Genomic DNA, 24,498 nt, shown 5'->3' with positions numbered 1-24,498 from the left:
GTCTCTAGAGCTTCTCGGCCCCGGCGCGGAACATCCCGATCACCAGCTCGCTGGCCCCGTCGATCGCGCGCCGCATCGTGGACCCCCTTCCCACCGCCTCCGCAGCATAGACGGGAGCCTCCATGGCGATATTGGGGCCGCGCCAGACCCTGACAACCCCAACCTTCTGGCCCGGCTCGATCGGAGCCCTGACCGGTCCGCTATAGACGATGCGCGCGATCAGCTTCTCGCCGCCGTTCTTCTGCACCATCACCTTGACCGGGACCGGGCTCGACAGCTTCACCGAACGGCTCTCGCCGCCGAATACTTTGGCGTAGCCAAGCGTCTGGTCGGCGGCGAACAGGGTGCGAGTCTCGAAATTGCGAAAACCCCATTCCAGCATCTTCTTGGCTTCGGTGGCGCGGTCCTCGGGATCCTCCAGGCCGTTGACGACGACGATCAGCCGCGTGCCGTTCTGCACAGCCGAGCCGACCATGCCGTAGCCGCCCTCCTTGGTGAAGCCGGTCTTGAGCCCGTCGGCGCCTTCCATCGCGTTGAGCAGCGGATTACGGTTCTGCTGGCGGATCTTGTTCCAGGTGAATTCCTTCTCGCCGAAGATCTTATAGAACTCCGGGAAGTCGAGGATGATGTGCCGGGCGAGCATCGACAACTCGCGCACCGTCATCTTGTTGCCGGGGTCCGGCAGGCCGTTGGAATTGCCGAAGGTCGACTTGTTGAGGCCGAGCTCGCGCGCCCGCTTGGTCATGTAGTCGGCGGCAAAGATCTTCTCGTTGCCGGCCATGCCTTCGGCCAACGCGATGCAGGCGTCGTTGCCGCTCTGGATGATCGCGCCGTGCAGAAGGTCGTTGACCGAGACCTTGCTGTTGAGTGCCGCGAACATCGTCGAGCCGCCCGAGGGCGCCCCGCCCCGTCGCCAGGCGTTCTCGCTGATGCGGTATTCGTCGGTGAGCTTGATCGTGCCTTCTTTGACAGCATTGAAGACGACCTCGGCCGTCATCAGCTTCATCATGCTCGAGGGTGCGCGCAACTCGTCGGCATTCTTTTCGAACAGCACACTGCCGCTGCTTGCTTCGACCAGGATGGCCGTCGGCGCATCGCCGTCGAAGCCGCCGTCCTCCTTCTTCGCGCCCTGAACGCTCTGGTTGGCAGCATAGAGCACCCCGCTCCAGCCGATCGCCACGACCGCCGTCAATGCAAGGAGCGCGCGCGTCGTCCGTCCGGTGATGAAACCGGAGCGACGGAACAGTGAAGTCATGAAATCCATCGGCCAAGCCCTGGAGCGCGCAATCGTTTTACCAGCTGGCTGCAGCGCAAACAACTCGACAGTGGTGCGGTGGTGGCGCTGTCCCGTGGTTTGCGCTGCTCCGCGCGTGGTGCGATACCGTTGGACCAAGAACGAAAATCGACGGAGGAGGGCGCGGTGTCATCGACGCGGATCGTGAAAGCCAACGGGATCGAGCTGTTTCTGCGTGAACAGGGCGAAGGCCCGCTCGTGCTGCTGTGCCATGGCTGGCCCGAGCTGTCCTATTCGTGGCGGCACCAGATCCCTGCCCTGGCCGCCGCGGGCTATCACGTCGTGGCGCCTGACATGCGCGGCTTTGGCCGCTCGCAGGCGCCAGCCGACATCGGCGCCTACACGATCTTTGATACGGTTGGCGACATGGTGGGACTGGTAAACGCACTCGGCGCGGATAAGGCCGTGATCATCGGCCATGATTGGGGCGCGCCGGTGGCCTGGCACGCTGCGATGTTCCGGCCCGACATGTTCACCGCCGTCGCGGGCTTGAGTGTCCCGCCGCCGTTCCGCGGCCGCGGGCGGCCGCTCGACACGCTCCGCGCCGGCGGCATCGCGAATTTCTATTGGCAGTATTTCCAGACGCCGGGAGTCGCTGAAGCGGAGCTCGAGCGCGACGTCGCGCTGACCATGCGCACGATGCTGGCGCGTGGCTTCTCCGATCCGGCCTCGCTGTTCGTCACGATGGGCCGTGGCTTTCTTGGGGATGCCGCGCCCGACCGCTCGCTGCCCGACTGGCTGAGTGAGGCCGACCTCGCCGAGTTCGTCACGGCCTACCGCGCTTCGGGTTTCCGCGGCGGCCTCAACTGGTACCGCAACATCGATCGCAACTGGGAGCTCACCGCGCCGTGGCAGGATGCGCAGATCCGCCAGCCGTCGCTGTTCATCGCCGGCAGTGACGACGCCGTCATCAAGGGTATCATCGGCGCCAAGCGCGTCCAGGACATGGAGCGCGTGCTGCCGGATCTCCGGCGCAAGCTCATCATCGACGGTGCCGGCCACTGGATCCAGCAGGAATGCGCCGACGAGGTGAACGCGGCGCTGATCGCGTTCCTGCGCGAAGTCGCCCCAGATCGTTAGCGCGCGAGCAGAAGCTCCATCCTGCGATGCGACGCCGTCGCCGCATCGGCAACGTCGTGGAAGCCGAGCCGGGCATAGAAGCGCATCGCGTCCTCATTCGTCGTGGCAACTGCAAGCGAGAGCATCTCGGCCCCCTGCTCCCGTGCTGCGCCGGCGACGGCCTGCATGATCTCGCGTCCGACACCCGCGTTGCGCGCGCCTAGCAGCAGCGCGAGATCGACCACGTGCCACCGCGAGGCCGCGCGGTCGAGCAGCAGTCGCCCCACGGGCCCGCCATCCCGCAGAATGATTAGCGACTGCGCCTCCGGGCACTGCACCGCATAGCCCGCGACCTGCGCGCGATATTGCTGCGCAAGCACGAGGTCGAGCATCGCGGGCGGCAGGCCGGCCAGACCGAGCTGCGCACCTTTGATGGATTTGAACAGGTCGCTCAGGAACGGCTCGTCCGCGCTCTCGGACGGCCGCAGCCGCAAGCGTACGTCACGTGAGACGATCTCCGTCTCGATCGTCGTCACTGCCGCCGCATCCCGTTTCAGGAATTGTTGAACGATGGGAACACGCCCGCATAGCAGATGCACCAGATCAGCGCCTGGGTCGGCTGCATGTTGTCATGCGGAAGACTCTGGCCGTTCGGCGTCACGGCATTGACGGCGAGCGTGACGTTGGCCGGCGGCGCCACGAAACCGTTGAAGATCGGGTCGACCGCCACGATGCCGACTCCCGTGCCCGGCCCGGGCGTGGCATTCGTGGCCGCCTTGCTACCAAGCTGCAGCGTGTGGGTATGCGCAGGCATCTCGGCGGACGTGAGAAAGGCCGTGCTGGTGCCCATCGCCTCGCCGATGATCCGGGGCTGCAGGCCAGGTCCGTTGCCCTGCCCGTTGGTGATCGCCCCGCTCAGATTGGGCAGCGCGAAATTGGTCGTGCCATTGCCGCCGAAATAGGTCCCGATCAGCGCGAACAGCGGCGAATATCGCTGAATCGAAAGCAATTGGCCGAAGCACGGCAGCCAGGAATTGTTGAAGCCGTCCGCCGCGAACGTGAAGGGAAAAGCCTGGATCTCACCAACGAAGGGGTTTGACAAATCGTCTCTCCTCGAGAATGCGCGATGATGCCGATCGAGCCACGAAGCTTCAGCCCGGCGAGGGGAAGATTCCGGCGACGCAGATGCAGTAGTTGCCGACCACGGTCGGCATGATGTTGTTGTGCGGCACGCTCTGCCCCGCCGTCATGAGGCAGGGCGCCATCACCTCGTAGGTTCCGGCGTCGACGCTCGGCGCGTACAGATTGCCGGTCGTGGCGGTCCCGAGGAGAGCGGACGGACCCGGCGTCGGCGTATTGGCAACGGTGGTCGACGCCAGCAGGGCATGGCTGTGCGTGGGCATCTCGGTCGAGATCAGGGTGTGCTCGTCCTCGCCGGCGAGCTGACCGAGCACATAGCTCGCGCCGCCGGGCGGCGTGCCCTGCCCGACCGGAACGCGGCCGCGCAGATCGGGCAGATTGAAGGTCTGCACGCCATCGCCGCCGAAGGTCGTTCCGATGACCGCGTAGAGCGCGTCATTGTTGGAGATCGACAGCGCGCTTCCGTCGCAGGCCAGCCAGCCGTCAGGGATGCGCGGGAAGCCAAATAGTCTGATCTCGCCGAGAAAAGGGTCTGACATCCCGACATCCTTTCAGGTGCAATGGGGCGCCGCGACAGCAGGCGCGACGCAGAAAATTCCAGTTATGGTGGGGCAGCGAGAGCGCCGGGCTCGCCGGGCGGTGTCAGTTGCGCGAGGGGTACACCCCATTGAGTGCGATCAGGTAATTGATCACGAGATAGGGCTGCATGTTGTTGTGCGGCTGCCCGCCGCCGGTGTCGACGATGTTGGTGCTGAGCGACAGCGGCACCTGATTCGTCCCCGCGGTCGTGAAGATCTGCGTCGGATTGTCCGGCGGCAGCGTATTGGTCGCGAACAGATTGTTGGTCGCCGATGCACCGCGTCCCGCCCCGTTGTTGCTGGACGCCTGGATCTGGTGATTGTGCGTCGGCATCTGCGCCGTCGTGAGCGTGACGGAGGTCTCGCCGCTGACCATCCCCGCCGGATACTGGCCGCTGCCCCCGGTCGAGCCGAGAATCGCACGTCCGCGGAGATCCGGAAGCGCGAAGGTCGTGACACCGTTGCCGCCGTAATAGGTGCCGAGCAGGGAGAACAACGCCTGGTTCGTCTGGATCGCCAGCAGCGCACCATTGCAGAATGCCCACCCCCTCGGTGGTTGGCTGCCAGCAAATGGCATGATCTGCCCGATAACAGGCGTTAACGGCATGCGTTGCCTCCAAATGACTTTGAGCAATGCGAAATAACAAAGATTCTCACGACGCGCGACCAACAACCGGACGTTTGGTGCCCATCGTATGCAATTCGAAAGTGTCATGCATCCAACGGGAACAGTCAAGCATGAACGCGCGGAGGATGTGGGGACCGACTCTTCAAAATCGCGGCTCCCTGCGACACAGATGCGCGGAACAGCCGGAGGTGTTGCGGTGTTGCAACTCGCTTCGAGAAAGGTCCTGCGATGCAACGGTTCCATGCATCCCTTGCTTGCGGGACGCGATAAACAGAGCTTAATCAACCATAAGTTTTCGAAGAATCTTTATTGCGATCAAGGTCATTTGGAGTGGCGGTCCGATTGGCCGTGATCTCAGGGAAGCGCAGGGGCACGGTGCAGCTTTTCTCGGTCATCATTTGCGCGTTGATTGCGGCACTACGTCAAGTGCCGATGCGCACCTCGATGCGTGTTCGCAATTGGAGGGTGTTGGCTGCCGCGACCTTCGTGGCAGTTGGCGCCATGGCCGCGTCGATCTCGTCGGCGCAGGCGGCCTGCGATCAGCTTACCAGTTCCACCAATGGCACCACGATCACCATCACGTCCGCGGCGCTGCCCCAAACCTTTACCCTCTGTCTGAACGTCTCCGGCAGCACTGGGGGAAACGATGCAGTCATCTACGGCCTTTACGGCACGTTCGGCACGGATGCGTTGACGTTCTTTCCCATCGCGGGCTCCAGCACGCTCGGATTCAGCAACTATAGTCCGACGACCTCCAAGGCCAGCTACACACTGGTTCCGAGCAGCGCTAACGGTACCCAGAACGCAAATGCGGGCAACGCGCAGATCACCATCACGCTGAACAGCTTGACGGGCAGTGGTCAGGATACGATCAATTTATACTACGCGGCCAACTGTAGCGACGCGACTTTGTCATGCACGTCCAATCCGGCGCCGGCCAACGCGTCATGGCCCATTACGGTCAACCTGCCTGGCCCGACCGCGACGCAGTCCGTCGCGTCGAAAGCGCTCACCGTCAACACGGCGGCGACCTCGTTCACGCCGGTCACCGGATCCGGCGGCACGGGGACGCTCAGCTATGGCATTGCACCGTCGCTTCCGACCGGCCTCTCCTTCAACACCTCGACCGGCGCGATCACCGGCACCCCGACGGTGACGGGCGGCCCGACGACCTATACTGTCACGGTCACCGACACCAATAGCGCGACCGCAAGCAACACCTTCAGTCTCACGATCAACGGCGCCGTGACGGCGACGCAGTCCGTCGCCTCGAAGACGCTGACGCAGAACCAGCCGTCCGCGAACTTCACGCCGGTCACCGGCGGCGGCGGCACGCCCTCCTATACTTATGGCGTATCGCCCTCCCTGCCCGCCGGTCTCTCGCTCAATACCTCGACCGGCGCGATCACCGGCACGCCGACCGGCACCATCGGATCGACGACCTATACGGTGACCGTGACGGACGCCAACAGCGCGACCGCCTCGAACACGTTCAGCCTCGCCATCAACGCGGCCGTGACCGCGACCCAGGCGGTGGCCTCGAAGACGCTGACGCAGAATGTGGCGGCGACGTCGTTCACGCCGGTCACCGGAGCGAACGGCACCCCGACGCTGAGCTATAGCGTCGCGCCGGCGCTGCCGGCCGGCCTCTCGCTCAGCTCGAGCACCGGAGCCATCACGGGCACGCCGACCGCGAGCATCGGCGCGACCACCTACACGATCACCGTGACCGACGCCAACCTTGCCACTGCAAGCAACACGTTCAGCCTGACCGTGAACACCGCGGTCACGGCCACGCAGTCCATTCCCTCGGCGACGACGACCGTGAATACAGCCATCACGCCGTTTATCCCGGTGACGGGCGGTGGCGGCACGACGCCGCGCACCTATGCGATCTCGCCATCCTTGCCGACCGGCCTCAGCTTCAACACCTCCAGCGGCCAGGTCAGCGGCACGCCGACGGTGTCCGGCAGCACCACGACCTACACGGTGACGGTGACGGATGCCAACAACGGCACGGCCAGCAATACGTTCCAGCTGACTGTCAACGGCCCCTTGAACGCCACGCAGGCGATCGCCTCCAAGGCGCTGACGCAGAATGCGGCGGCGACGTCGTTCACGCCGGTCACCCCGGCAGGCGGCACGCCCTCCTACACCTACGCCATTGCACCGGCGCTGCCGGCCGGTCTGTCGCTCAACACCAGCTCCGGCGCGATCACGGGCACGCCCACGGCGACCAGCGGCGCGACCACCTACACGGTCACGATCACCGATGCCAACAGCGCCACCGCCAACAACACGTTCAGCCTGACGGTGAACGGCGCGGTGACCGCGACGCAGGCGATCGCGTCGAATGTTGTCACGGCGAACCAGGCGGTCACCGCGTTCACGCCGGTGACCGGCGGCGGCGGCACGACGCCGTACACCTACAGCGTATCCCCGGCGCTACCGGCGGGTCTTTCGATCAATACCTCGACCGGCAGCATCACCGGTACGCCGACCTCCGCGAGCGGCGCCGCCACCTACACCGTCACCGTGACCGATGCCGCCAACGGGACCGCCACGAACACATTCAGCCTGACGGTCAGCGGTGCGGTCGCAGCGACGACGGCCGTGCCATCCACCACGCTGCCGTACAACCAGGCGGTCACGCCGTTCACGCCAGTGACCGGATCGGGCGGCACCGGCGCGCTGACCTACGCGGTTTCGCCGACGCTGCCGGCGGCCCTGAGCTTCAACACCACCAACGGCCAGATCACCGGCACGCCGCCGACGGTGCCCACCGCGGCGACGACGTTCACCGTCACCGTCACCGACATAAACAGCGCGTCTGCGACGGCGACCTTCAGCTTGACCATCAACGGTCCGGTCGCGGCGACGACGGCCGTGCCGTCCAGCACGCTGCCGATCAACCAGGCGGTGACGCCGTTCACTCCGGTGACCGGCTCCGGCGGCACCGGCGCGCTGACCTATGCAGTGTCTCCGAGCCTGCCGACTGGGCTCAGCTTCAACACGTCGAACGGCCAGGTCAGCGGCACGCCGACCGTCACGACGGCGGCGGCGACCTACACGGTGACGGTGACCGACACCGTCAGCGCGGCCGCCAGCGCCACCTTCAGCCTCGCTGTCGGCCAGCTCAGCACCACGGTGACGCTGACCTCGTCACAGAATCCGAGCCAGTTCGGCCAGCCCGTGACCTTCACGGCGACCGTGGCCAGCGCCAGCGGCACGCCGACCGGCACGGTCACGTTCAACGACAACGGCTCGCCGATCGGCACCGCAACGCTGGCGGCCGGCGTGGCGACGTTGGCGACCTCGACGCTCGCGGTCGGCAGCCACACCATCACGGCGAGTTACGGCGGCAGCGCCCTCTATACGGCCAGCACGTCGCCCGCTCTCGCCCAGACCGTCAACGTGCCCGTCGACAGCGTGCGGCTGCGCTCGCTGCAGCAGACCGTCAGCAAGCTGGTGGCGCAGAACTCGGGCCAGGCCATCTCGGGCGCGATCGATGACGCGATCGCTGACGGCTTCAGCGATGGCGGCACGTTCCTCACCCCCAGCAATGGGCGCATGCGCTTCAACTTCTCGGCCGATCCGCGCGATCAGGACGAGCAATCGCCGGCCAGCGACCGTGCCGGTGCCAATGGCACCAATGCCTATTCCTCCGTGCTGCCGGGTCGTGAGCCGCCGCGCGGCCGTGGCCGCGGGCGGGTCGACGATGCCTTCGCGGCGATCGACCGCGGCGACAAGAAGCAGGCTGCACCGAGATGGCACGAGCAGAAGGAGTGGTTGCTGTGGGCCGACGTGCGCGGCACTGGCGTCGATCGCTGGGGCACGACCACGGCGGGGGGGATCACGCAGGGGAACCAAGCTTCGCTCTATGGCCAGCAACTGAACGCCACCATGGGCCTGACCTACCGGGCGACGCCGAGCTTCCTGGTCGGCGTGCTCGGAGGCTACGAGACGTTCAGCTATACCCAGCAGGACATCAACGGCAGGCTGAAGGGTGACGGCTGGACCACCGGCGCCTATCTCGGCTGGAAGATCGTGCCGACGCTGCGTTTCGATGCCGCCGTCGCCTATTCCGGCATCGGCTATGACGGCAGCGCAGGCACCGCACAGGGCAGCTTCAACGGCCAACGCTGGATGCTGTCGTCCGGCCTCACCGGCACCTATAAGACGGCTGGCTTTATCATCGAGCCCTCGGCCAAGGTCTATGCGTTGTGGGAGCACCAGAACGCGTACACGGATTCGCTGGGCACGCGGCAGGGCTCCTATGACTTCGCCAGCGGCCGCGCGTCAGGCGGTATACGGGCCGCCTACCCCGTCGCCTGGCTGGATAGCGGCCTGCTACTGACGCCGTTCCTGGGCCTGTACGGCGACTACTATTTCAACAAGGAGGATGCCAACGCGCTCGCCGCCAATGCGCTGGCCTCGACACCGCTGCTACAGGGCTGGTCGGCCCGCGCCACCGGCGGCCTCGGCATTCAGACCCAGAGCGGTGTCGGCGTCGGACTGGGGGCCGAGTACGGTGGTCTCGGCAGCAACACCCATGTCTGGACTTTCTCGGCCAAGGCACGGGTGCCGTTCACCGCGCAGTAGCCGTAACGCCGCTGGAATCGAAAACCGCCCCTCCAGGGGGCGGTTGATTGTGCCGAAGGCCGTTGCGGCGCGTCAGTACAGTCCGCGACCGCCCATGATGTCTCGGGCCTCATCGGCGCCGTCGGATGCGGAAGCCGGCGAGCGCACGTTTTGGTCGTACGACACAGCGCGCGGATTTTCGAGGCTGCGTCCCTTGCTGCGGCTGGACGCCGACATCTCCGAGGTCGCACCGATCGAGGCCAGGTCGGCGGAGGTGTTGCCCAACGTGTAGGGCCGTCCCTCCGGCATCGGAATCTCGCCGCGCATCGGACGTCCGGCGCCGACCTCGGGCACGAAGGGCTTGGCCGAGGCGACGCGCACCAGGGACGGTGCCGGCGCCGGGATGCCGGTGCGCAAGGTCGCCATCAACTGGGTGTCATCGGAGCCTTCGAGCGGCGCCCGGCCGACATATTCGACCCGCACCCGCGCAACGCCACTGCTCTTGAACTCGAGCAGGTCCGCCGCCTTGTTGGAGACGTCGATCAGGCGATTGGCATGGTACGGACCACGGTCGTTGATCCGGACGATCAGCGACTTGCCGTTGGAGAGATTGGTGACGCGAGCGTAGCTCGGCATCGGCAGCGTCGGATGCGCCGCCGTCAGCGAGGTCATGTCGAACACCTCGCCATTGGCGGTCTGACGGCCATGGAAATCGTCGCCATACCAGGACGCCATGCCTTCGGCGCGATAATTGGTATCCTCTTCCGGAACGTATGTCTTTCCGGCAACAGTATAGGGCTTGCCGATGCGGTAGACGCCGCCGCCCTTGGGCACCGGCTCGCCCATGCCGACGACGCGCGGGCTCGACGACACGCCGTATTTCGGATCGACCTTGCTGGCGAACTTGTTCGACGAGGCGCAATTCGCGACCGTCAGGCAGGCGAGGACGACAACAGCGCCGCGCACCGCTCTATCGACCGGATTTGTCAGACCAATCCCCATCGACCCCAAATACCACCCTGCTCGTCACCGTGGGCCCCGCATTGCAGGTGCCACAGGTCCGGCTCGTCCCCGTGAGTCGCATCCCCGCAACCCAATGCACAAGGATAACGCAACCCGAACGCGGCGGAAATGGGGTGGGCCGCGCCGTGGTTAACCGGAGCTTTCCGCCTGCCACCATCGGGGAAAGCGTCGTTCGGTCGCTACTCTGCCTTGGCGATCTTGTTTCGAGTGCACCATTTCAGACACATATGTTGCTCGAAAACATCATCTAGAGCGGATCTCGATTTCCGCGATCTGAATCGTTTTGACTGTGCAGGGCTGCACGTCGTTTCCTTCACACGGGGCGCAACAAGGGTGTGTTCGCGATGATCGAAGCAATGACAGCGGTGATGGGCTTGGTTGGCGCCGGTATCTTCCTCGCTCATGCGTTTGAAGGTGTCCGTTCGCGGGCCTGATACGGAACGGTCGGACAGCCGGCATCACGGCCGGCTTTCGTCCGCTCATCGACAACGACACTTCAGGACTGGCCTGAAGCCGATATTTCCACGATCCGCGTTCTAGCAAGATTTTTCGAGCCCTCTGATCGAGTTCGGACCGGCATTTCAGCCGACTCCGGTGGGCTGTCCATCCATTCGACCTCTACGACACTGCACGTTCGCTGATGGGCTGAAGGGGCAATCGATGGCCCTGAAGCGATCGGCACAGCAGCCCGAGCACCGATGATTCGTGCGCGCGCACGGCGAGATTCCGTCGCTGCGCCCGCGCAAGCCGTGACGCAGCTGAACCAGGGGCTCGACCGGGCTTCCTGGCGGGTGCACGGCTGAGGCATCGGCACGAGCTGCCACGTCCGCCTGCGGTTGTACGACATCAGACCTGGGGTGATTCCCGTGGCCGGCATCGGCCCGACGCGCAGGCTCCGAACTGCTGTGGCTGGCCGAGCGACGGGGCGACCGTGCGACCGGAGGTACATCCTGGCGGAAGGGGTGGGATTCGAACCCACGGTACCCTTGCGGGCACGCCGGTTTTCAAGACCGGTGCCTTAAACCACTCGGCCACCCTTCCATCTCAGGAGTTTGAATCGCTTAGCGAATGGGGGGATTGAACGCAAGGCGAACGATGCTGCCCCTCTGCGGATCTCGCGACGATTGCGGCCGCTCCCATCGCTCGGCTAGCCGCAGCCTGCGCGTGCGACCTGCGGGCGACAGGAATCGTCCGCGGCCCGTGCCATGCATTTCGGGCCTCGCGCGGCCACGAGGTGCGGTGTCGTGTTCGCGCGTCTCCCGCTATGCAGGCTTTGGCCCCCGATGTTAATGTGGAAACATTCAGTAACAGAGTTGCTTCAATGCGAAACGAAAAAGCCGGCATGTGGCCGCTGCTCGCCGGACTGCGCTTCGTGTTCGCGCTGTGGGTGCTTTGCGCGCATACCGTCAGTTTCGCTGAGGCCCCCCTGCCAGCTCCAAGCTTGAGCGGGGCGATGCCGGTCTGTGCTTCTTCGCGATCTCCGGCTTCAGCATCCATCACTCGATCGCGACCGAGCCCAGCGGATATTTTCGGCGGCGCTTCTGGCGCGTCTATCTGACCAACTTCGCCACCGTATCGATCGCGCTGGTCGCCTATCTCATCCTCGGTCCCGACCTGAAGTCGGCCGTCGGCCACGCCGGCGGCGAGACCATTCCAGCCTTCACCTGGATCGGATCGTATCTGCTGCTGCAGACGATCCTTCCGATCATGGTGCCGCTGATGTTCCCGGCCTGGTCGCTGTCGATCGAGGTCGCCTACTACATGCTGGCGCCGCTGCTCCGACGGGCAAGTCTCGGTCTGCTTCTCTCCGTGTCCGCGCTGTCTCTGCTCGCGTTCCTGGGACTTCATCTGCTGAAAGGGACCGTTCTGGAGACCCTGGTGTTTCAGAAGACCGTATTCGTCCATGCGATCGCGATCTTCTGGGCGTTTGCCTGCGGCTGGATTGCCTACACGAACGCTCGCCGGATCTGGCTGATGGTGATCTTCGCGGCATCGGCACCGCTCGCGGTCGTGTCCTATCCGCCGTTCTTCAACATCGACGACTGGTTTACGATCCTGGCCACGCTCGTTCCCTGGTTCGCGGTGGTCGCGATCCTGTTCATGCCACCCAACCTCGCTTTGCGGCGCTCCACGGCACGCTTGCTCACCTACCTCGGGGATCTCGGATACCCGCTGTATCTGTCGCATTATCCGGTGATGTTCATCGTGGCGAGCACGGTGATGCACGACAGCCATGTGTGGTTTGACGGTATCGTCTATGGACTTTTCGCCATGACCGTCGCAATGGCGATCTACCACATCATCGACCGTCCGCTCCGCAGGTTCGGCAGAACACCGGCGCTCGCTTGGCGACACCAGCTGCAAGGCGCTGACGTTCGGCCCGCGCGACGGCTGTCAGACGACGGCCTACCGGCCTCGGCGCCCGCGGCATCGCCATGACGGCGCATTGGATTGCAACGAGATAGCGACCCAACAGGGAACTCCAAAACCACCGGGGACGGGAAACGGGGGCAATGTCCAGGCCGTATCGCAGCCACCGAGCACGCCGCCGGCCGGACCGCCGCGCTCGCTGGCGCTCCGAGTGACGCCCTTGAGCAGGCCCTGCGCGTCAACCTGACGCGGTGGGATCGCGGCTGTCGGGAGCGAGCAGGACAGCTACCGCGCTGCACAGACGACGCTCCGTCCTCACCTCGCCGTCAGTGATCGTCATCGGTTTCCGTTTCTCTCGCCGCATCAACGTCCCGTCTCGAATTCGATCGTTGCCACAACGCGCAAGTCCAACTGCCGCGCCGCCCCCATATCGATCACAGCCGCATCACCGCCCTATGGATCCATGCTTCGCGCTGCAGCACTCGTCGCTGTGCAGCAAAAAAGCGGCTCGCCTGCGACCATTGTGCACGCCATTAGTTCTAAGTTCCGCGTAACCTGCTTTCTCGACAGCCGCGCCCAATTCTGCTCTGATCGCGCCTGAGCGAGATCCAAGCGCGCATGACGCGACGCAACAACTAACAACTGGATTCGCCCCGAACAATGCTTGGCTCACCAGGGAGGGAACGCCATGTCACGGAGGAAGCTGAACCGCCGACAATTCGTTGCTGCAACTGCTGCCACTTCGGCGGTCATGATTGCCGCACCCTATGTGCGCGGCGCCTATGCTGCCGGAAAGCTCTCGATCGGATTCTGGGACCATTGGGTGCCGGACGCCAACAAAGCCTCTACGGAACTCTGCAAGGAATGGGCGGACAAAGAGAAGGTCGACCTCCAGGTCGACTACATCACCAGCCAGGGCAATAAGAACCTCATCACGATCGCCGCGGAGGCGCAGGCCAAGTCGGGCCATGACATTTTCCAGATGCCGACCTGGTGGTGCCACTCCAACTCCGATCTGCTCGAGCCCGTGAACGACATTATGGAGCCGATCATCCAGGAGAACGGCACCGTCAACGATACCGTCAAGTATCTCGGCGTTCTCGACGGCAAGTGGATGGGCGTGCCGGCCTGTGTCGGAAGTCAGATCAAGGGCCCCTGCTCGCGCATCGACTTGATGAAGAAGCACGCTGGCATCGATGTCCAGGAGCTGTATCCGGCCGGCGGACCGCCGAAGGCGGAGAACTGGACCACGGACACCTTCCTCAAGGCTGCGGAGGCCTGCCACAAGGCCGGCGTTCCATTTGGAATCGGGCTGGGCGAGACATCCGACAATGTCGATACCGCCGGCGCCTTCTTCAGGGCGTTCGGCGCCGAACTCGTCGACGCAAAGGGCAATCTCACCGTCAAGACCGATGCGGTCCGCCAGGTGCTCGAGTTCTACAAGAAGCTGATCGCCTTCCTGCCGCCGGACGCCGGCGCCTGGGACGATGCCTCGAACAACAAATGGCTGATTGCCGGCAAGGGCGCGCTGATCATGAACCCGCCGAGCGCCTGGGCGGTGGCCAAGCGCGACGCCCCGCAGGTGGCGGAGCAGTGCTGGACCCACGGCTTCCCGGCCGGTCCGAAGGGCCGTTTCGCCCCGTTCCTCCCCTTCTTCTGGTCGATCTGGAGCTTCTCCAAGAACAAGCCGGCCGCCAAGAGCCTGCTCGCGCATCTCTCCAAGCCGTCGTCGATCGAGAAGATGGTCGAAGCCAGCGGCGGCTACGATCTGCCAGCTTTCAGCAAGCTCACCAAGCTGAAGGTCTGGGCTGAGCAAGGACCGCCGAAGGGGACGCTCTTCCACTATCCCGATCCCTATCAGCAGCAGGTGCTGTCCATCGCGGCCTCGCCTGCGCCGCCCAAGGTCGCGCAGCAGATCTATTTCCAGGCCACGCAGACAAAGATGGCCCTGCGCTATGCCCAAGGCGAAAGCATGGAGAAGACGCTCGCCTGGGCCGAAGGCGAGTGCGAAGGATTCCTACGCAGCTGAGCCGACCGCAGGTCTCACGATGGCGGCTATTCCAGTCGCCATCGTGGGCCGCCGCCCGCCTCCCCCGCCCCGTGAACGCCGGCGTCGGCCGGCCAAGCCAAGGAGCTTGTCGTCATGGTCGATGCTGCATTCGGCGAAAACGCGGTGGCGCGTCCCCGCCCCGCGGTCGGCCGCAGCGGTCTACGCAAGACCCTTAAGCGGAAATCAACCGTCGCCTTTCTGATGACGCTCCCGCTGATCCTGCTGATCGCGCTGCTCGTCGTCTATCCGGCGTTCTATTCGGTACACTTGGCGACGCTGAACAAGTCGATGCAGCGCTTCGTCGGCTTCGGCAATTTCGAGTTCCTGTTCAAGCGCGATACGTTCTGGCTGGTCGTCAAACAGTCCTGCATCTTCGCGATCTCGGCCGTGCTGTTCAAGGCGCTGATCGGCTTCATCGTCGCGCATTTCGTCCACAACATTCCCGCCAAGGGGCAGCGCAAATGGCGCGGCATGCTGCTGGTGCCCTGGGTGATCCCGCCGGCGATGAGCACGCTGGCCTGGCTGTGGCTGTTCGACCCGTCCTACAGCGCCTTCAACTATGCGCTGTCGTTCTTCGGCATCGGCCCGATCCCGTGGACCGGCGACGCCGCCTGGGCGCGGTTCTCGGTGATCCTCGTCAACGTCTGGTACGGCGCGCCGTTCTTCATGATCATGTATCTGGCGTCGCTGAAATCGGTGCCAGACCAGCTCTACGAGGCCGCCGCGATCGACGGCGCCAATTGGTGGCAGCGCATCTGGTACGTGACCCTGCCGATGATGCGCAACATCATCGCGATCACCACGCTGTTCTCGCTGATCGTGACCTTCGCCAATTTCGACATCGTTCGCATCCTCACCGCCGGCGGCCCGCTCGACAAGACGCACATCTTCGCGACCTGGGCGTTCCGCGTCGGCATCGAGGGCAGCGACATTCCGCTCGGCGCCAGCGTCTCTCTGTTCATGGTACCGATCCTGGCGGTCGCCGCGATCTTCATCCTGCGCGACGTCAACAAGCGGGGGAACGAGTCCTGATGAGCACCCTGACCGTCGACAAGGCCGGCCCGACCCGCAACGTCAAATACGGCTCGATGAGCCGCGACCGTGCGTGGGCGCTGCGCTGGTCGTATTTCTTCCTGACGCTGTTCGCGATCTTCTCGCTGGTGCCGCCGCTCTACATGCTGATCACGTCGCTGAAGGGCAGCGCCGAAATATCGGCCGCGACCAATCCGTGGTGGGTGTTCCATCCCACCCTGGAGAACTACATCGGGCTGCTGACCTCGAACCAGTTCCTGCGCTTCTTCTTCAACTCCGCCATGGTCTCGATCATCGTCGTGATCATCACCATGCTGATCAGCATTCCCGCCGCCTTCGCGCTGTCGCGGATGAAGTTCTGGGGCTCGGCGACGCTCGCGACCGGCGTGTTCCTGACCTATCTGATCCCGGACAGCCTGCTGTTCCTGCCGCTGTTCAAGATGTTCGCGCTGATCGGCGACGTCACCGGCATCCAACTCGTCAACCGCTGGTACGTGCTGCTCTTCATCTATCCGACACTGACGGTGCCGTTCTGCACCTGGATCATGATCGGCTACTTCGCCTCGATCCCCAAGGAGCTCGACGAGGCCGCCATCATCGATGGCGCGTCCTGGCTGCAGACCCTGACGCGGATCTTCATTCCGGTTGCTCTCCCCGGCCTGATCGCGGCGACGATCTTCGCCTTCACCGTCTCCTGGGCACAGTTCCTGTATCCCCTGGTGTTCACGACCTCGACCGACCAATTGGTGCTGCCGGTCGGCATCGTCACCACCCTGATCAAGGGCGACGTCTTCAACTGGGGACAGATCATGACCGGCGCGCTGCTCGGAGCGGCGCCGCCACTGATCATCTACGCGTTCCTGATGGATTATTACATCGCCGGCCTGACCGCCGGCGCGACCAAGGGCTGATGACGGGGGTTGATCCGATATGGCTGAAGTGAGCTTGCGCAAGGTCGTGAAACGCTACGACGATGTCGAGGCCGTCCGCGGCATCGACCTGGACATCGCCGACCACGAGTTCGTGGTGCTGGTCGGCCCCTCCGGCTGCGGCAAGTCGACGACCTTGCGGATGATCGCGGGGCTCGAGGACATCTCCGACGGAGACATCACGATCGGCGGCGACGTCGTCAACGACGTGCCGCCGAAGGACCGCGACATCGCGATGGTGTTCCAGAACTACGCGCTCTATCCGCACATGACGGTCGCGGAGAACATGTCGTTCGGCCTGCGCCTGAAGCATTACCCGAAGGCCGAGATCAAGAGCCGCGTGACCGAGGCGGCGCGCATGCTCGACATCACCGATCTCATCGACCGCAAGCCGAAGCAGCTGTCCGGCGGCCAGCGCCAGCGCGTCGCGATGGGGCGCGCCATCGTGCGCAATCCGAAAGTCTTTCTGTTCGACGAGCCGCTGTCGAACCTCGACGCCAAGCTGCGCGTGCAGATGCGCATCGAGATCAAGAAGGTGCACCAAAAGGTTCGCACCACGACGGTCTACGTCACCCACGACCAGGTCGAGGCCATGACGCTCGCCGACCGCGTCGTCGTCATGAACAAGGGCCGCATCGAGCAGATCGGGACACCGACCGAGCTGTACCATCATCCGGCGACGCGCTTCGTCGCCGGCTTCATCGGCTCGCCCGCGATGAACTTCGTGCCGTGCCGGCTCGAGGAAACCGACGGCCGGCTGCATCTTCGCCTGACCGACCGGATCGCCTTCCCGCTGCCGCCGGCGCGCGCCGCGCGTTATCAATCCGTGTCACGGAATGAGCCGCTGCTGCTCGGCATCAGGCCGGAGCACATCACCGAGACCAGGCCGCATGCGGAGCCCGGCATCGAGCCGTTCGAAGCAATGCTCGACGTCACCGAACCGATGGGCATGGAGACGCTGGTCTACTTCGCGCTCAACGAAACACCGGTGTGCGGGCGGGTCAACCCCAATGCCGGCGCGCGGGATGGCAGCCCCCTGCGCATGGCAATGGACCTCAACAACATGCACCTGCTAAATGAAGCGACCGGGCTCGTGATCTGACGAGCACAAGAAGCTTCAAGGGCAGGATATGACCACCAGGACGGCAACCAACAAGAACAAGATCCTCGTCACGGAATCGTTCTCGGCCAAGGGGCGCGCACTGCTCGCGGCGCGCGACGACGTCGAGATGATCGAATTCCCCAACATGATCTCGGCAGCCGATTTTTCGGCGCTGCTGTCATCGCTCGCGCCGGTGCATGGCGTTGCGCTCGGCGCCACCCGCTTCGGCGAGCCCGAGCTCATTGCCGCCGGCGACATGAAGGTCGTCACCCGGATCGGCGTCGGCTTCGACGCGGTCGACGTGCCGGCGCTCTCGAAGCACAAGGTACCGCTGATGGTGGCGGGCACCGCGAATTCGCCCTCGGTCGCCGAGCAGGCGCTGTTCATGATGCTGACGCTCGCCAAGCGCGCCAACGAGATGCATGCGATGGTCAGGGACGGCACCTGGGCGACGCGGCTCGGCGTGCTGCCGTTCGATCTCTACGGCAAGACCGTGCTGATCATCGGCTTCGGCCGCATCGGCAGCCGCACCGCCAAGCGCTGCCTGGCGATGGAAATGCAGGTGCTGGTCTACGACCCCTACAAGCCCGCGGCCGACATCACCGCCGCCGGCTGCGAGGCAATCGCCGATCTCGATGCCGCGCTGCCGCGCGCCGACTTCGTTAGCATCCACTGCCCGAAGACGCCTGAGACCATCGGCCTGTTCAACGCCGCGCGTCTCAGGCTGATGAAGCCCACGGCGTACCTGATCAACACCGCGCGCGGCGGCCTGATCGATGAGGCCGCGCTGTACGACGCGCTGTCGTCGGGCCGTCTCGCCGGCGCCGGCCTCGACGTGTTCGAGCAGGAGCCGCCGCCGGTCGGCCATGCGCTGCATGCGCTGCCAAACGTGATCATGGCGCCGCACGTCGCCGGCGTCACCCGCGAGGCGGTTGACCGCATGAGCGAGCAGACCGCGCGCAACATCCTCAGCGTCCTCGATGGCGAGCCGATCCGGCAGAACGTGATCAATCAGGACGTGCTGTAAGCCGCGCCGAGCCGGTGGCGGGATCGTCCCGCCGCCGGCAAGGTCGCGACCTCCACTCGCCCGCCTCCTGCGTCGAGCACAGCGGGGATCGGCTCCCGTCCACCGCTTTGTTGCCCAATTTTGAACGCATTGTTGCATCCAGCCCGAATCTCGCTACAACTGTGATGATTGGCGCCAGAATCTACGCGCGCCGGGACGGGACAGGCGGCGATGAGTGTTGCGACGGAGCATGCGCTCGCAACAATAGCGAGCATTCTGGATCAGCCGGAAGCTGCCAAGGAAACCACCAAGGCGGCTGACAAAACGGCTGCGCCGAAGAAGGCTGCCGGCACGGTCGTCGCCTTCGATCAAGCTGATGGCTATGCCAAAGTCGGTCCTGGTCCGATTTCCGCGATTCGTTTCCGCTGGGCAGCCCGCCGGGGTGAGGATGGCTATTACGTTGACGAGACGGTTGGGCCGACCTCGATTGCCGTGAGCAGCGGTCCGATGAGCGCCGAGGCCGCCATCAAGCTGGTCGACGCCCGCGCCCGCGAGGCGATCGAGCGCTTCGAGGCTCTGAAGAACGAGATGACCGGCAAAGGCTCGTCAGCCTCGACGGGACCGGGCGCGCGATAGCCGCGCGTCTCCGGGCATCGCTACTTTCCCATCAAAGCCGCCGCGAGCGCCGGCCTTCCTGCGTATGATCGAGCGGATCTTGGCCTAGCACCAGCGATGGCTAGACTTGATGGCAAAACGTGGCAGCGGCACGTTACCGCCGCCACGCTGATCTCTGCGCCTACTTCTTGACGGCGAACACCCAGACCACGCCGCCTTGCGGGACGTTGTCCTCGAGTCCGATGTTGCCCTTGGACAGTGCATCCTGGATGCGCTGCGCATCGACGCCCCAGCCCGACTGCACCGCGATGTACTGCGTGCCGTCGACCTCATAGGCCACGGGCATGCCCATGATTCCCGAGTTGGTCTTCTGCTCCCACAGCAGCTCGCCCGTCTTGGCGTGGAACGCCCGGAACATGCGGTCGTTGGTGCCGCCGACGAGAACGAGATCGCCTGCGGTCGCGGTCACCGAGCCGAACAGCTGCGACTTCGGGAAGTTGTGTGCCCAGACCTTTTTGCCGGTGGCCGGATCCCAGGCCTGCAGCTCGCCGAAATGGTCGGCGCCGGGCCGGACCGTCAAGCCGATATCCTCAGGCTTGGTGCCGAGCCAGAGCTGTCCGGGAACCAGCGGCACCTTTTCGCCGGTGAAGCCGCCGCAGAAGTTCTCGTTCGCCGGCACGTAGACGAAGCGGGTCTTCTGGCTGTAGGCGGCTGACGGCCAGTCCTTGCCGCCCCACAGGGACGGACAGAAGTCGACGCGCTTGCCGAGCGTCGGCTTGTGCGCGGGATCGACGATCGGCCGTCCCGTCTCCGGCTCGATGCCCTTCCAGACGTCGGTGTGAACGAAGTTCCAGCCGCTGACGTAGTTGATGCGCTCCGGCGTGCGCTCGAGCACCCAGAAGATAGCGTCGCGTCCGGGATGGATCAGGCTCTTGAAGCTACGGCCCTCGCGCTGCAGATCGACCAGCATCGGCGCGTCGACCTCGTCCCAGTCCCAGGAATCGTTCTGGTGATACTGGAAGTGCGTCTTGATCTTGCCGGTCGCAGGATCCAGCGCGATCACCGAGCTGGTGTAGAGATTGTCGCCGGGATGCAGTCCGCCCGGCCATGGCGCGGCGTTGCCGACGCCCCAATACACCGTCTTGGTATCCTTGTCGTAGGTGCCGGTCATCCAGGCCGAGCCGCCGCCGGACTTCCAATCGTCGCCGCTCCACGTGTCATGCCCGGGCTCGCCCTCGCCGGGAATCGTGAACGTGCGCCACAGCTCCTTGCCGTCCTCGGCATCGTACGCCACGACGTAACCGCGCACGCCGAACTCGCCACCGGAGCCGCCGACCAACACCTTGCCGTCGACGATGAGCGGCATCAGCGTGAGATACTGGCCCTTCTTGTAGTCCTGCACCTTCTTGTCCCACAGCACCTTGCCGGTTTTGGCGTCGAGCGCGACGAGGTGATCGTCCGTGGTGGCGAGGTAGAGCTTGTCCTGCCACAGGCCGACGCCGCGATTGGTCGGATGCAGCTGGAACAGATCGTCGGGGAGCTCGCGCTTGTAGCGCCAGTACTGATCGCCGGTCTTGGCATTCAGCGCGATCACCTGCCCCATCGGCGTGGTGATGAACATGACGCCATTGTTGACCAGCGGCGGCGACTCGTGGCCCTCGATCACGCCGGTCGCAAAGGTCCAGACCGGCACCATGCTCTTCACGTTTGTGGTGTTGATCTGGTCGAGCGGGCTGTAGCCTTGGCCATCATAGGTGCGGCGATAGAGCATCCAGTTGCCGGGCTCTGGATTTTCGAGCCGCGCGGGCGTGACCGCACTATAATTCTCGATCGGGCCGGCGATGGCCGCTGGCGCTGCGAGACAGGTGAACGCGACGGTGCTCGAGAGCAACCATTGCTTGATGATCTTCGACGTGATGGTCATGGACAAACCTCCCCTGCTTCGTTTTTCGCTTGGATTGTTGTTGTGACGCGTGTCGAGACGATGCGACTTCCGATAGGCACACGAGATCTCATCAGCCCTGCTGGCCACCTACCTTTCCGATGAAGGGTGCGGCGATCACCAGCGCGCCATCCTTGATGACGAGCGGCAGCGCCGCGAGCCGCCGCGGCGCCGGACCGAATACGACCTGTGCCCCTCGCCTCGGGTCGTACTCCGAGTTGTGGCACATGCATTTGAAGACGTCGTCGTTGCCCTCGCTCGCCTTGATCCAGGCCGTGACCGGGCAGCCCGCATGCGAGCAAATGGCCGAATAGGCCACGACCCCCTCTGCCGCGCGCGGCCGCGTATCATCATCGAGCTCGTTCGGATCCAGCCTGACGATGAGCACCTCGTTCAACCGCGATCCGTCGCGCACAATGGCGTTCGCCGGATCCTTCGGCCATGCGTGAAGCGGCGGATCGCCGACCTTCATATCGTCGAGCGTGATCGTCTGTCCTTCGCGGTCGCCTTCCGAGAAGACGAGGAGATCGCCTTTTTGCGGCCGCTTCTCCTTGCGAGGATCATCATCGTCAGCCGCCGCGCTCGTGACCGAAGCGCAAGCAGCGAGCGTGCCGAGAACCACCGAGCGACGTGTCGGATGATCGTTCATCGTTGCTCTTTGCGTGTGATGTGACGTGCAAATCTGGGTTTGCTGCTACTCAGCCCCGCGCTCCCGCAACGCACCCTGACATAGAACAATTAGAACAACACAACCTGACGAAATCAAGGCGCGCAGCGCGATTTCGCCGCGATCTTTTTCAAAATACGTCGCTGCTGCGCGTCATTGCGGGTGCAACAGACGGGACAATCGGTGCAAAACCAAACGACAGATCGCCTCCGCGCAATCGGCGCGTCCTGACGCAGGAGGCGGAACCACAATGCACTCCCTGGTGGTGCCCGCAGCACTGCTCCACGTCACAATCCAAATAGCCAATGACGACAATAAGGAGCGGCTGCACGCGGCGCTCCCAGACGTCGTCTGCGTTTGACTTGAGAGGGCGCTCCACGACTGTTACCGAGTTGCTCCACTTTGTTGCCAGGCGGCGGATGGGGAGTGCGGATGATGACCGATGCGAACGGGCTGTCCCGCCGCCGCTTCGTACAGGGCGCGGCGCTGATGGGCGCCATGGGCGCCGGATGGCCGCGAGCCGTTGCGGACACCGCGCCGTCCGGTTACGCCATGACGCAGGACACCGGCGTGATGGTTGGAATGCGCGACGGCGTGCATCTGGCCACGGACATCTATTTCCCGGCGTTCGATGGCAAGCGCCTGGACGGGCGCCTGCCCGTCATCATGAACCGCACCCCCTATGGCCGCAGCAAGACGGCCGCTCGCGAGATGACCGCCGACGGTCGCCGCCGCACGCGCGCCGAGGTCGCCGAGTACTACGTGCGGCGCGGTTATGTGTTCATCTATCAGGACACGCGCGGCCGAGGCGGCAGCGAGGGCCAGTTCGTCAAATATCTCGACGATGGCCATGATGGTTACGACATGTGCCAGTGGATCGCCGCCCAGCCCTGGAGCGACGGACGCATCGGCATGCTCGGGACGTCTTACGACGCTCATACCCAGGCCGCGGCCGCCTGCGCCGGAGCGCCGGGCCTGAAGGCCGTCTTCCTCGACTTCGGTGGCTTCTCCAACGCCTATCAGAGCGGCATACGGCAGGGCGGCGCGTTCGAGCTGAAGCAGGTCACCTGGGCCTACAATCTCGGACTGGACAGTCCGGATCTGGCGCGCGATCCGCAACGCCTCGCGGCCCTCAAGGCTGTCGATCTCAAGGCCTGGTTTGCGTCGATGCCTTGGAAGCGCGGCCATACGCCGATCAGCCTGATCCCGGACTACGAGGATTACGTCTTCGACCAGTGGCAGCACGGCAAGTTCGACGCCTACTGGAAGCGGCTGGGCATCTACGCCGCCGGCTTCTATCCGCAGCTGGCGCAGAGCGCCACCGTGCATCTCTCCGGCTGGTACGATCCCTATTCGCGCACGGCGACCGACAATTTCGTCGGCACGCGGCAACAGCGATCGCAGCCGGCGCGGCTCATCATGGGTCCGTGGACCCACGGCGCCCGATCGACCACATTCGCAGGCGACGTCGATTTCGGGCCCGATGCGACCTTCGAGCACGCCACCGGCCAGGACTATTTCGCCTATCGCCTCGCTTATTTCGACCGGCATCTGCGCGGCATCGCCGGCGCTGACGACGCGCAGCCACCGGTGCGCGTGTTCGTGATGGGCGGCGGCAGCGGCCGGCGCAATGCCGAGGGACGGCTCGATCATGGTGGCCGCTGGCGCAGCGAGACGGACTGGCCGATCCCGCGGACGCAATGGACGCGCTACTACTGCCACGGGTCGGGCGCGCTGTCCGAAGTCCTGCCAGCCGCCGACGCCGATGCGCCGAGCTATGATTTCGATCCACGCGATCCCGTGCCCACGATCGGCGGCGCCGTCACATCGGGCGAGCCGCTGATGCGCGGCGGAGCGTTCGACCAGCGCGAGACCGCTTCCGTCTACGGCGCCAAGCCGCCGTTTCTGCCATTGTCAGCGCGGCCCGACGTGCTGGTGTTCGAAACGCCGCCGCTCGACCGTGACATCGAGGTCACCGGTCCGATCGAGGCGTTGCTGTGGATCGCTTCCAACTGTCCGGATACGGATTTCACGATCAAGCTGATCGACGTTCACCCGCCGAGCCCGGACTATCCGGAAGGGTTCGAGATGAACCTGACGTCCGGCATCCTGCGCTGCCGCTATCGCGACAGCTGGGAGGAGCCCAGCCTGATGATTCCAGGCCAGACCTATCCGATCAAGGTCACAGCCTTGCCCACCTCCAACCTGTTCAAGGCGGGCCACCGCATTCGCCTGGACATCTCGTCGAGCAACTTCCCGCATTTCGACGTGAACCCGAACACCGGCGCGCCGGAAGGACGGGGGCTATCGACGCGCATCGCCACCAACACTCTGTTCGTGGATTCGTCCCGTCCGTCTCACATCCTTCTCCCGGTCATTCCTTGACGTGCGCACACGCTGGACGTCGGGATCATCAAGCGGGGATCGAACTCGGCAGACGCGTCCGGTGTTGGCAGGTCCGATATTCGGCCGCGCGACTCGC

General features: G+C 64.6%; 18 protein-coding genes and 1 tRNA gene. 10 read left to right on the top strand and 9 right to left on the bottom strand.

Annotated elements, in window-relative coordinates; genetic code table 11:
* Nucleotides 1–4 precede the first annotated feature (4 nt).
* Nucleotides 5–1,264 (bottom strand): D-alanyl-D-alanine carboxypeptidase family protein, encoded by a 1,260-nt coding sequence (locus tag ACQR1I_RS13880; RefSeq protein ID WP_434867371.1) that lies wholly within the window; start codon nt 1,262–1,264, stop codon nt 5–7.
* A gap of 156 nt (nt 1,265–1,420) precedes the next feature.
* On the opposite strand from ACQR1I_RS13880, the gene ACQR1I_RS13875 reads away from it, so the two are divergent.
* The gene (locus tag ACQR1I_RS13875) at nt 1,421–2,374 is read left to right on the top strand and encodes an alpha/beta fold hydrolase (RefSeq protein ID WP_434867372.1); all 954 of its coding nucleotides are present in this window, start codon (nt 1,421–1,423) and stop codon (nt 2,372–2,374) included.
* On the opposite strand, the gene ACQR1I_RS13870 is transcribed toward ACQR1I_RS13875, so the two are convergent.
* From ACQR1I_RS13870 to ACQR1I_RS13855, 4 genes are all read right to left on the bottom strand, one after another.
* Nucleotides 2,371–2,889 (bottom strand): GNAT family N-acetyltransferase, encoded by a 519-nt coding sequence (locus ACQR1I_RS13870; protein WP_434867373.1) that lies wholly within the window; start codon nt 2,887–2,889, stop codon nt 2,371–2,373. The genes ACQR1I_RS13875 and ACQR1I_RS13870 overlap by 4 nt on opposite strands.
* Nucleotides 2,890–2,906: 17 nt before the next feature.
* On the bottom strand, nt 2,907–3,455 hold the full coding sequence (locus tag ACQR1I_RS13865) for a phage tail protein (RefSeq protein ID WP_434867374.1): 549 nt from the start codon (nt 3,453–3,455) through the stop codon (nt 2,907–2,909).
* A 49-nt stretch (nt 3,456–3,504) separates the two neighbouring features.
* Nucleotides 3,505–4,032, bottom strand: coding sequence for a phage tail protein (locus ACQR1I_RS13860; protein WP_434867375.1), 528 nt, complete (start codon nt 4,030–4,032; stop codon nt 3,505–3,507).
* A gap of 103 nt (nt 4,033–4,135) precedes the next feature.
* On the bottom strand, nt 4,136–4,678 hold the full coding sequence (locus ACQR1I_RS13855) for a phage tail protein (RefSeq protein WP_434867376.1): 543 nt from the start codon (nt 4,676–4,678) through the stop codon (nt 4,136–4,138).
* Nucleotides 4,679–5,200: 522 nt separating this feature from the next.
* Here ACQR1I_RS13855 and ACQR1I_RS13850 point away from each other — a divergent pair.
* Nucleotides 5,201–9,301 carry a putative Ig domain-containing protein gene (locus ACQR1I_RS13850; protein WP_434867377.1) on the top strand — a complete coding sequence of 1,367 codons (4,101 nt, stop codon included), beginning with the start codon at nt 5,201–5,203 and terminating at the stop codon, nt 9,299–9,301.
* Nucleotides 9,302–9,373: 72 nt separating this feature from the next.
* Here the strand turns inward: ACQR1I_RS13850 and ACQR1I_RS13845 are convergent, their stop codons facing one another.
* Together ACQR1I_RS13845 and ACQR1I_RS13840 are read right to left on the bottom strand one after the other, a co-directional pair.
* Nucleotides 9,374–10,282, bottom strand: a complete 909-nt coding sequence (locus tag ACQR1I_RS13845; RefSeq protein WP_434867378.1) for a septal ring lytic transglycosylase RlpA family protein — start codon at nt 10,280–10,282, stop codon at nt 9,374–9,376.
* Nucleotides 10,283–11,254: 972 nt separating this feature from the next.
* Nucleotides 11,255–11,344, bottom strand: a tRNA-Ser gene (locus ACQR1I_RS13840).
* A gap of 420 nt (nt 11,345–11,764) precedes the next feature.
* On the opposite strand from ACQR1I_RS13840, the gene ACQR1I_RS13835 reads away from it, so the two are divergent.
* The 7 genes from ACQR1I_RS13835 (at nt 11,765) to ACQR1I_RS13805 (ending at nt 19,428) form a co-directional block, all read left to right on the top strand.
* Nucleotides 11,765–12,742 (top strand): acyltransferase family protein, encoded by a 978-nt coding sequence (locus ACQR1I_RS13835; RefSeq protein WP_434888752.1) that lies wholly within the window; start codon nt 11,765–11,767, stop codon nt 12,740–12,742.
* Nucleotides 12,743–13,361: 619 nt separating this feature from the next.
* The gene (locus ACQR1I_RS13830) at nt 13,362–14,702 is read left to right on the top strand and encodes an ABC transporter substrate-binding protein (protein WP_434867379.1); all 1,341 of its coding nucleotides are present in this window, start codon (nt 13,362–13,364) and stop codon (nt 14,700–14,702) included.
* A 114-nt stretch (nt 14,703–14,816) separates the two neighbouring features.
* Entirely contained in the window at nt 14,817–15,755 is a 939-nt protein-coding gene (locus tag ACQR1I_RS13825; RefSeq protein ID WP_434867380.1) for a carbohydrate ABC transporter permease, read from the top strand.
* The gene (locus ACQR1I_RS13820; RefSeq protein ID WP_434867381.1) at nt 15,755–16,666 is read left to right on the top strand and encodes a carbohydrate ABC transporter permease; all 912 of its coding nucleotides are present in this window, start codon (nt 15,755–15,757) and stop codon (nt 16,664–16,666) included. The genes ACQR1I_RS13825 and ACQR1I_RS13820 overlap by 1 nt, the downstream gene beginning before the upstream one ends.
* Before the next feature lie 19 nt (nt 16,667–16,685).
* Nucleotides 16,686–17,786 carry an ABC transporter ATP-binding protein gene (locus tag ACQR1I_RS13815; protein ID WP_434867382.1) on the top strand — a complete coding sequence of 367 codons (1,101 nt, stop codon included), beginning with the start codon at nt 16,686–16,688 and terminating at the stop codon, nt 17,784–17,786.
* 28 nt (nt 17,787–17,814) lie between these two features.
* Entirely contained in the window at nt 17,815–18,813 is a 999-nt protein-coding gene (locus ACQR1I_RS13810; RefSeq protein ID WP_434867383.1) for a hydroxyacid dehydrogenase, read from the top strand.
* A gap of 210 nt (nt 18,814–19,023) precedes the next feature.
* Nucleotides 19,024–19,428: a hypothetical protein gene (locus ACQR1I_RS13805; RefSeq protein ID WP_434867384.1), complete on the top strand. Its 405-nt coding sequence runs from the start codon at nt 19,024–19,026 to the stop codon at nt 19,426–19,428.
* Nucleotides 19,429–19,588: 160 nt separating this feature from the next.
* Here the strand turns inward: ACQR1I_RS13805 and ACQR1I_RS13800 are convergent, their stop codons facing one another.
* Together ACQR1I_RS13800 and ACQR1I_RS13795 are read right to left on the bottom strand one after the other, a co-directional pair.
* Nucleotides 19,589–21,331, bottom strand: a complete 1,743-nt coding sequence (locus ACQR1I_RS13800) for a methanol/ethanol family PQQ-dependent dehydrogenase (RefSeq protein WP_434867385.1) — start codon at nt 21,329–21,331, stop codon at nt 19,589–19,591.
* A 91-nt stretch (nt 21,332–21,422) separates the two neighbouring features.
* Nucleotides 21,423–21,998 (bottom strand): ubiquinol-cytochrome c reductase iron-sulfur subunit, encoded by a 576-nt coding sequence (locus ACQR1I_RS13795; protein WP_434867386.1) that lies wholly within the window; start codon nt 21,996–21,998, stop codon nt 21,423–21,425.
* Between the two features lie 453 nt (nt 21,999–22,451).
* Between ACQR1I_RS13795 and ACQR1I_RS13790 the strand changes: the two genes are divergently transcribed.
* Nucleotides 22,452–24,401, top strand: coding sequence for a CocE/NonD family hydrolase (locus tag ACQR1I_RS13790; protein WP_434867387.1), 1,950 nt, complete (start codon nt 22,452–22,454; stop codon nt 24,399–24,401).
* Nucleotides 24,402–24,498: the final 97 nt, after the last annotated feature.

This window comes from Bradyrhizobium sp. HKCCYLS2038, from assembly GCF_051167655.1.
GTDB lineage: Bacteria > Pseudomonadota > Alphaproteobacteria > Rhizobiales > Xanthobacteraceae > Bradyrhizobium.
The sequence above is the reverse complement of the archived record's forward strand: the minus strand, read 5'-3'. Positions and strand labels throughout refer to the sequence as shown.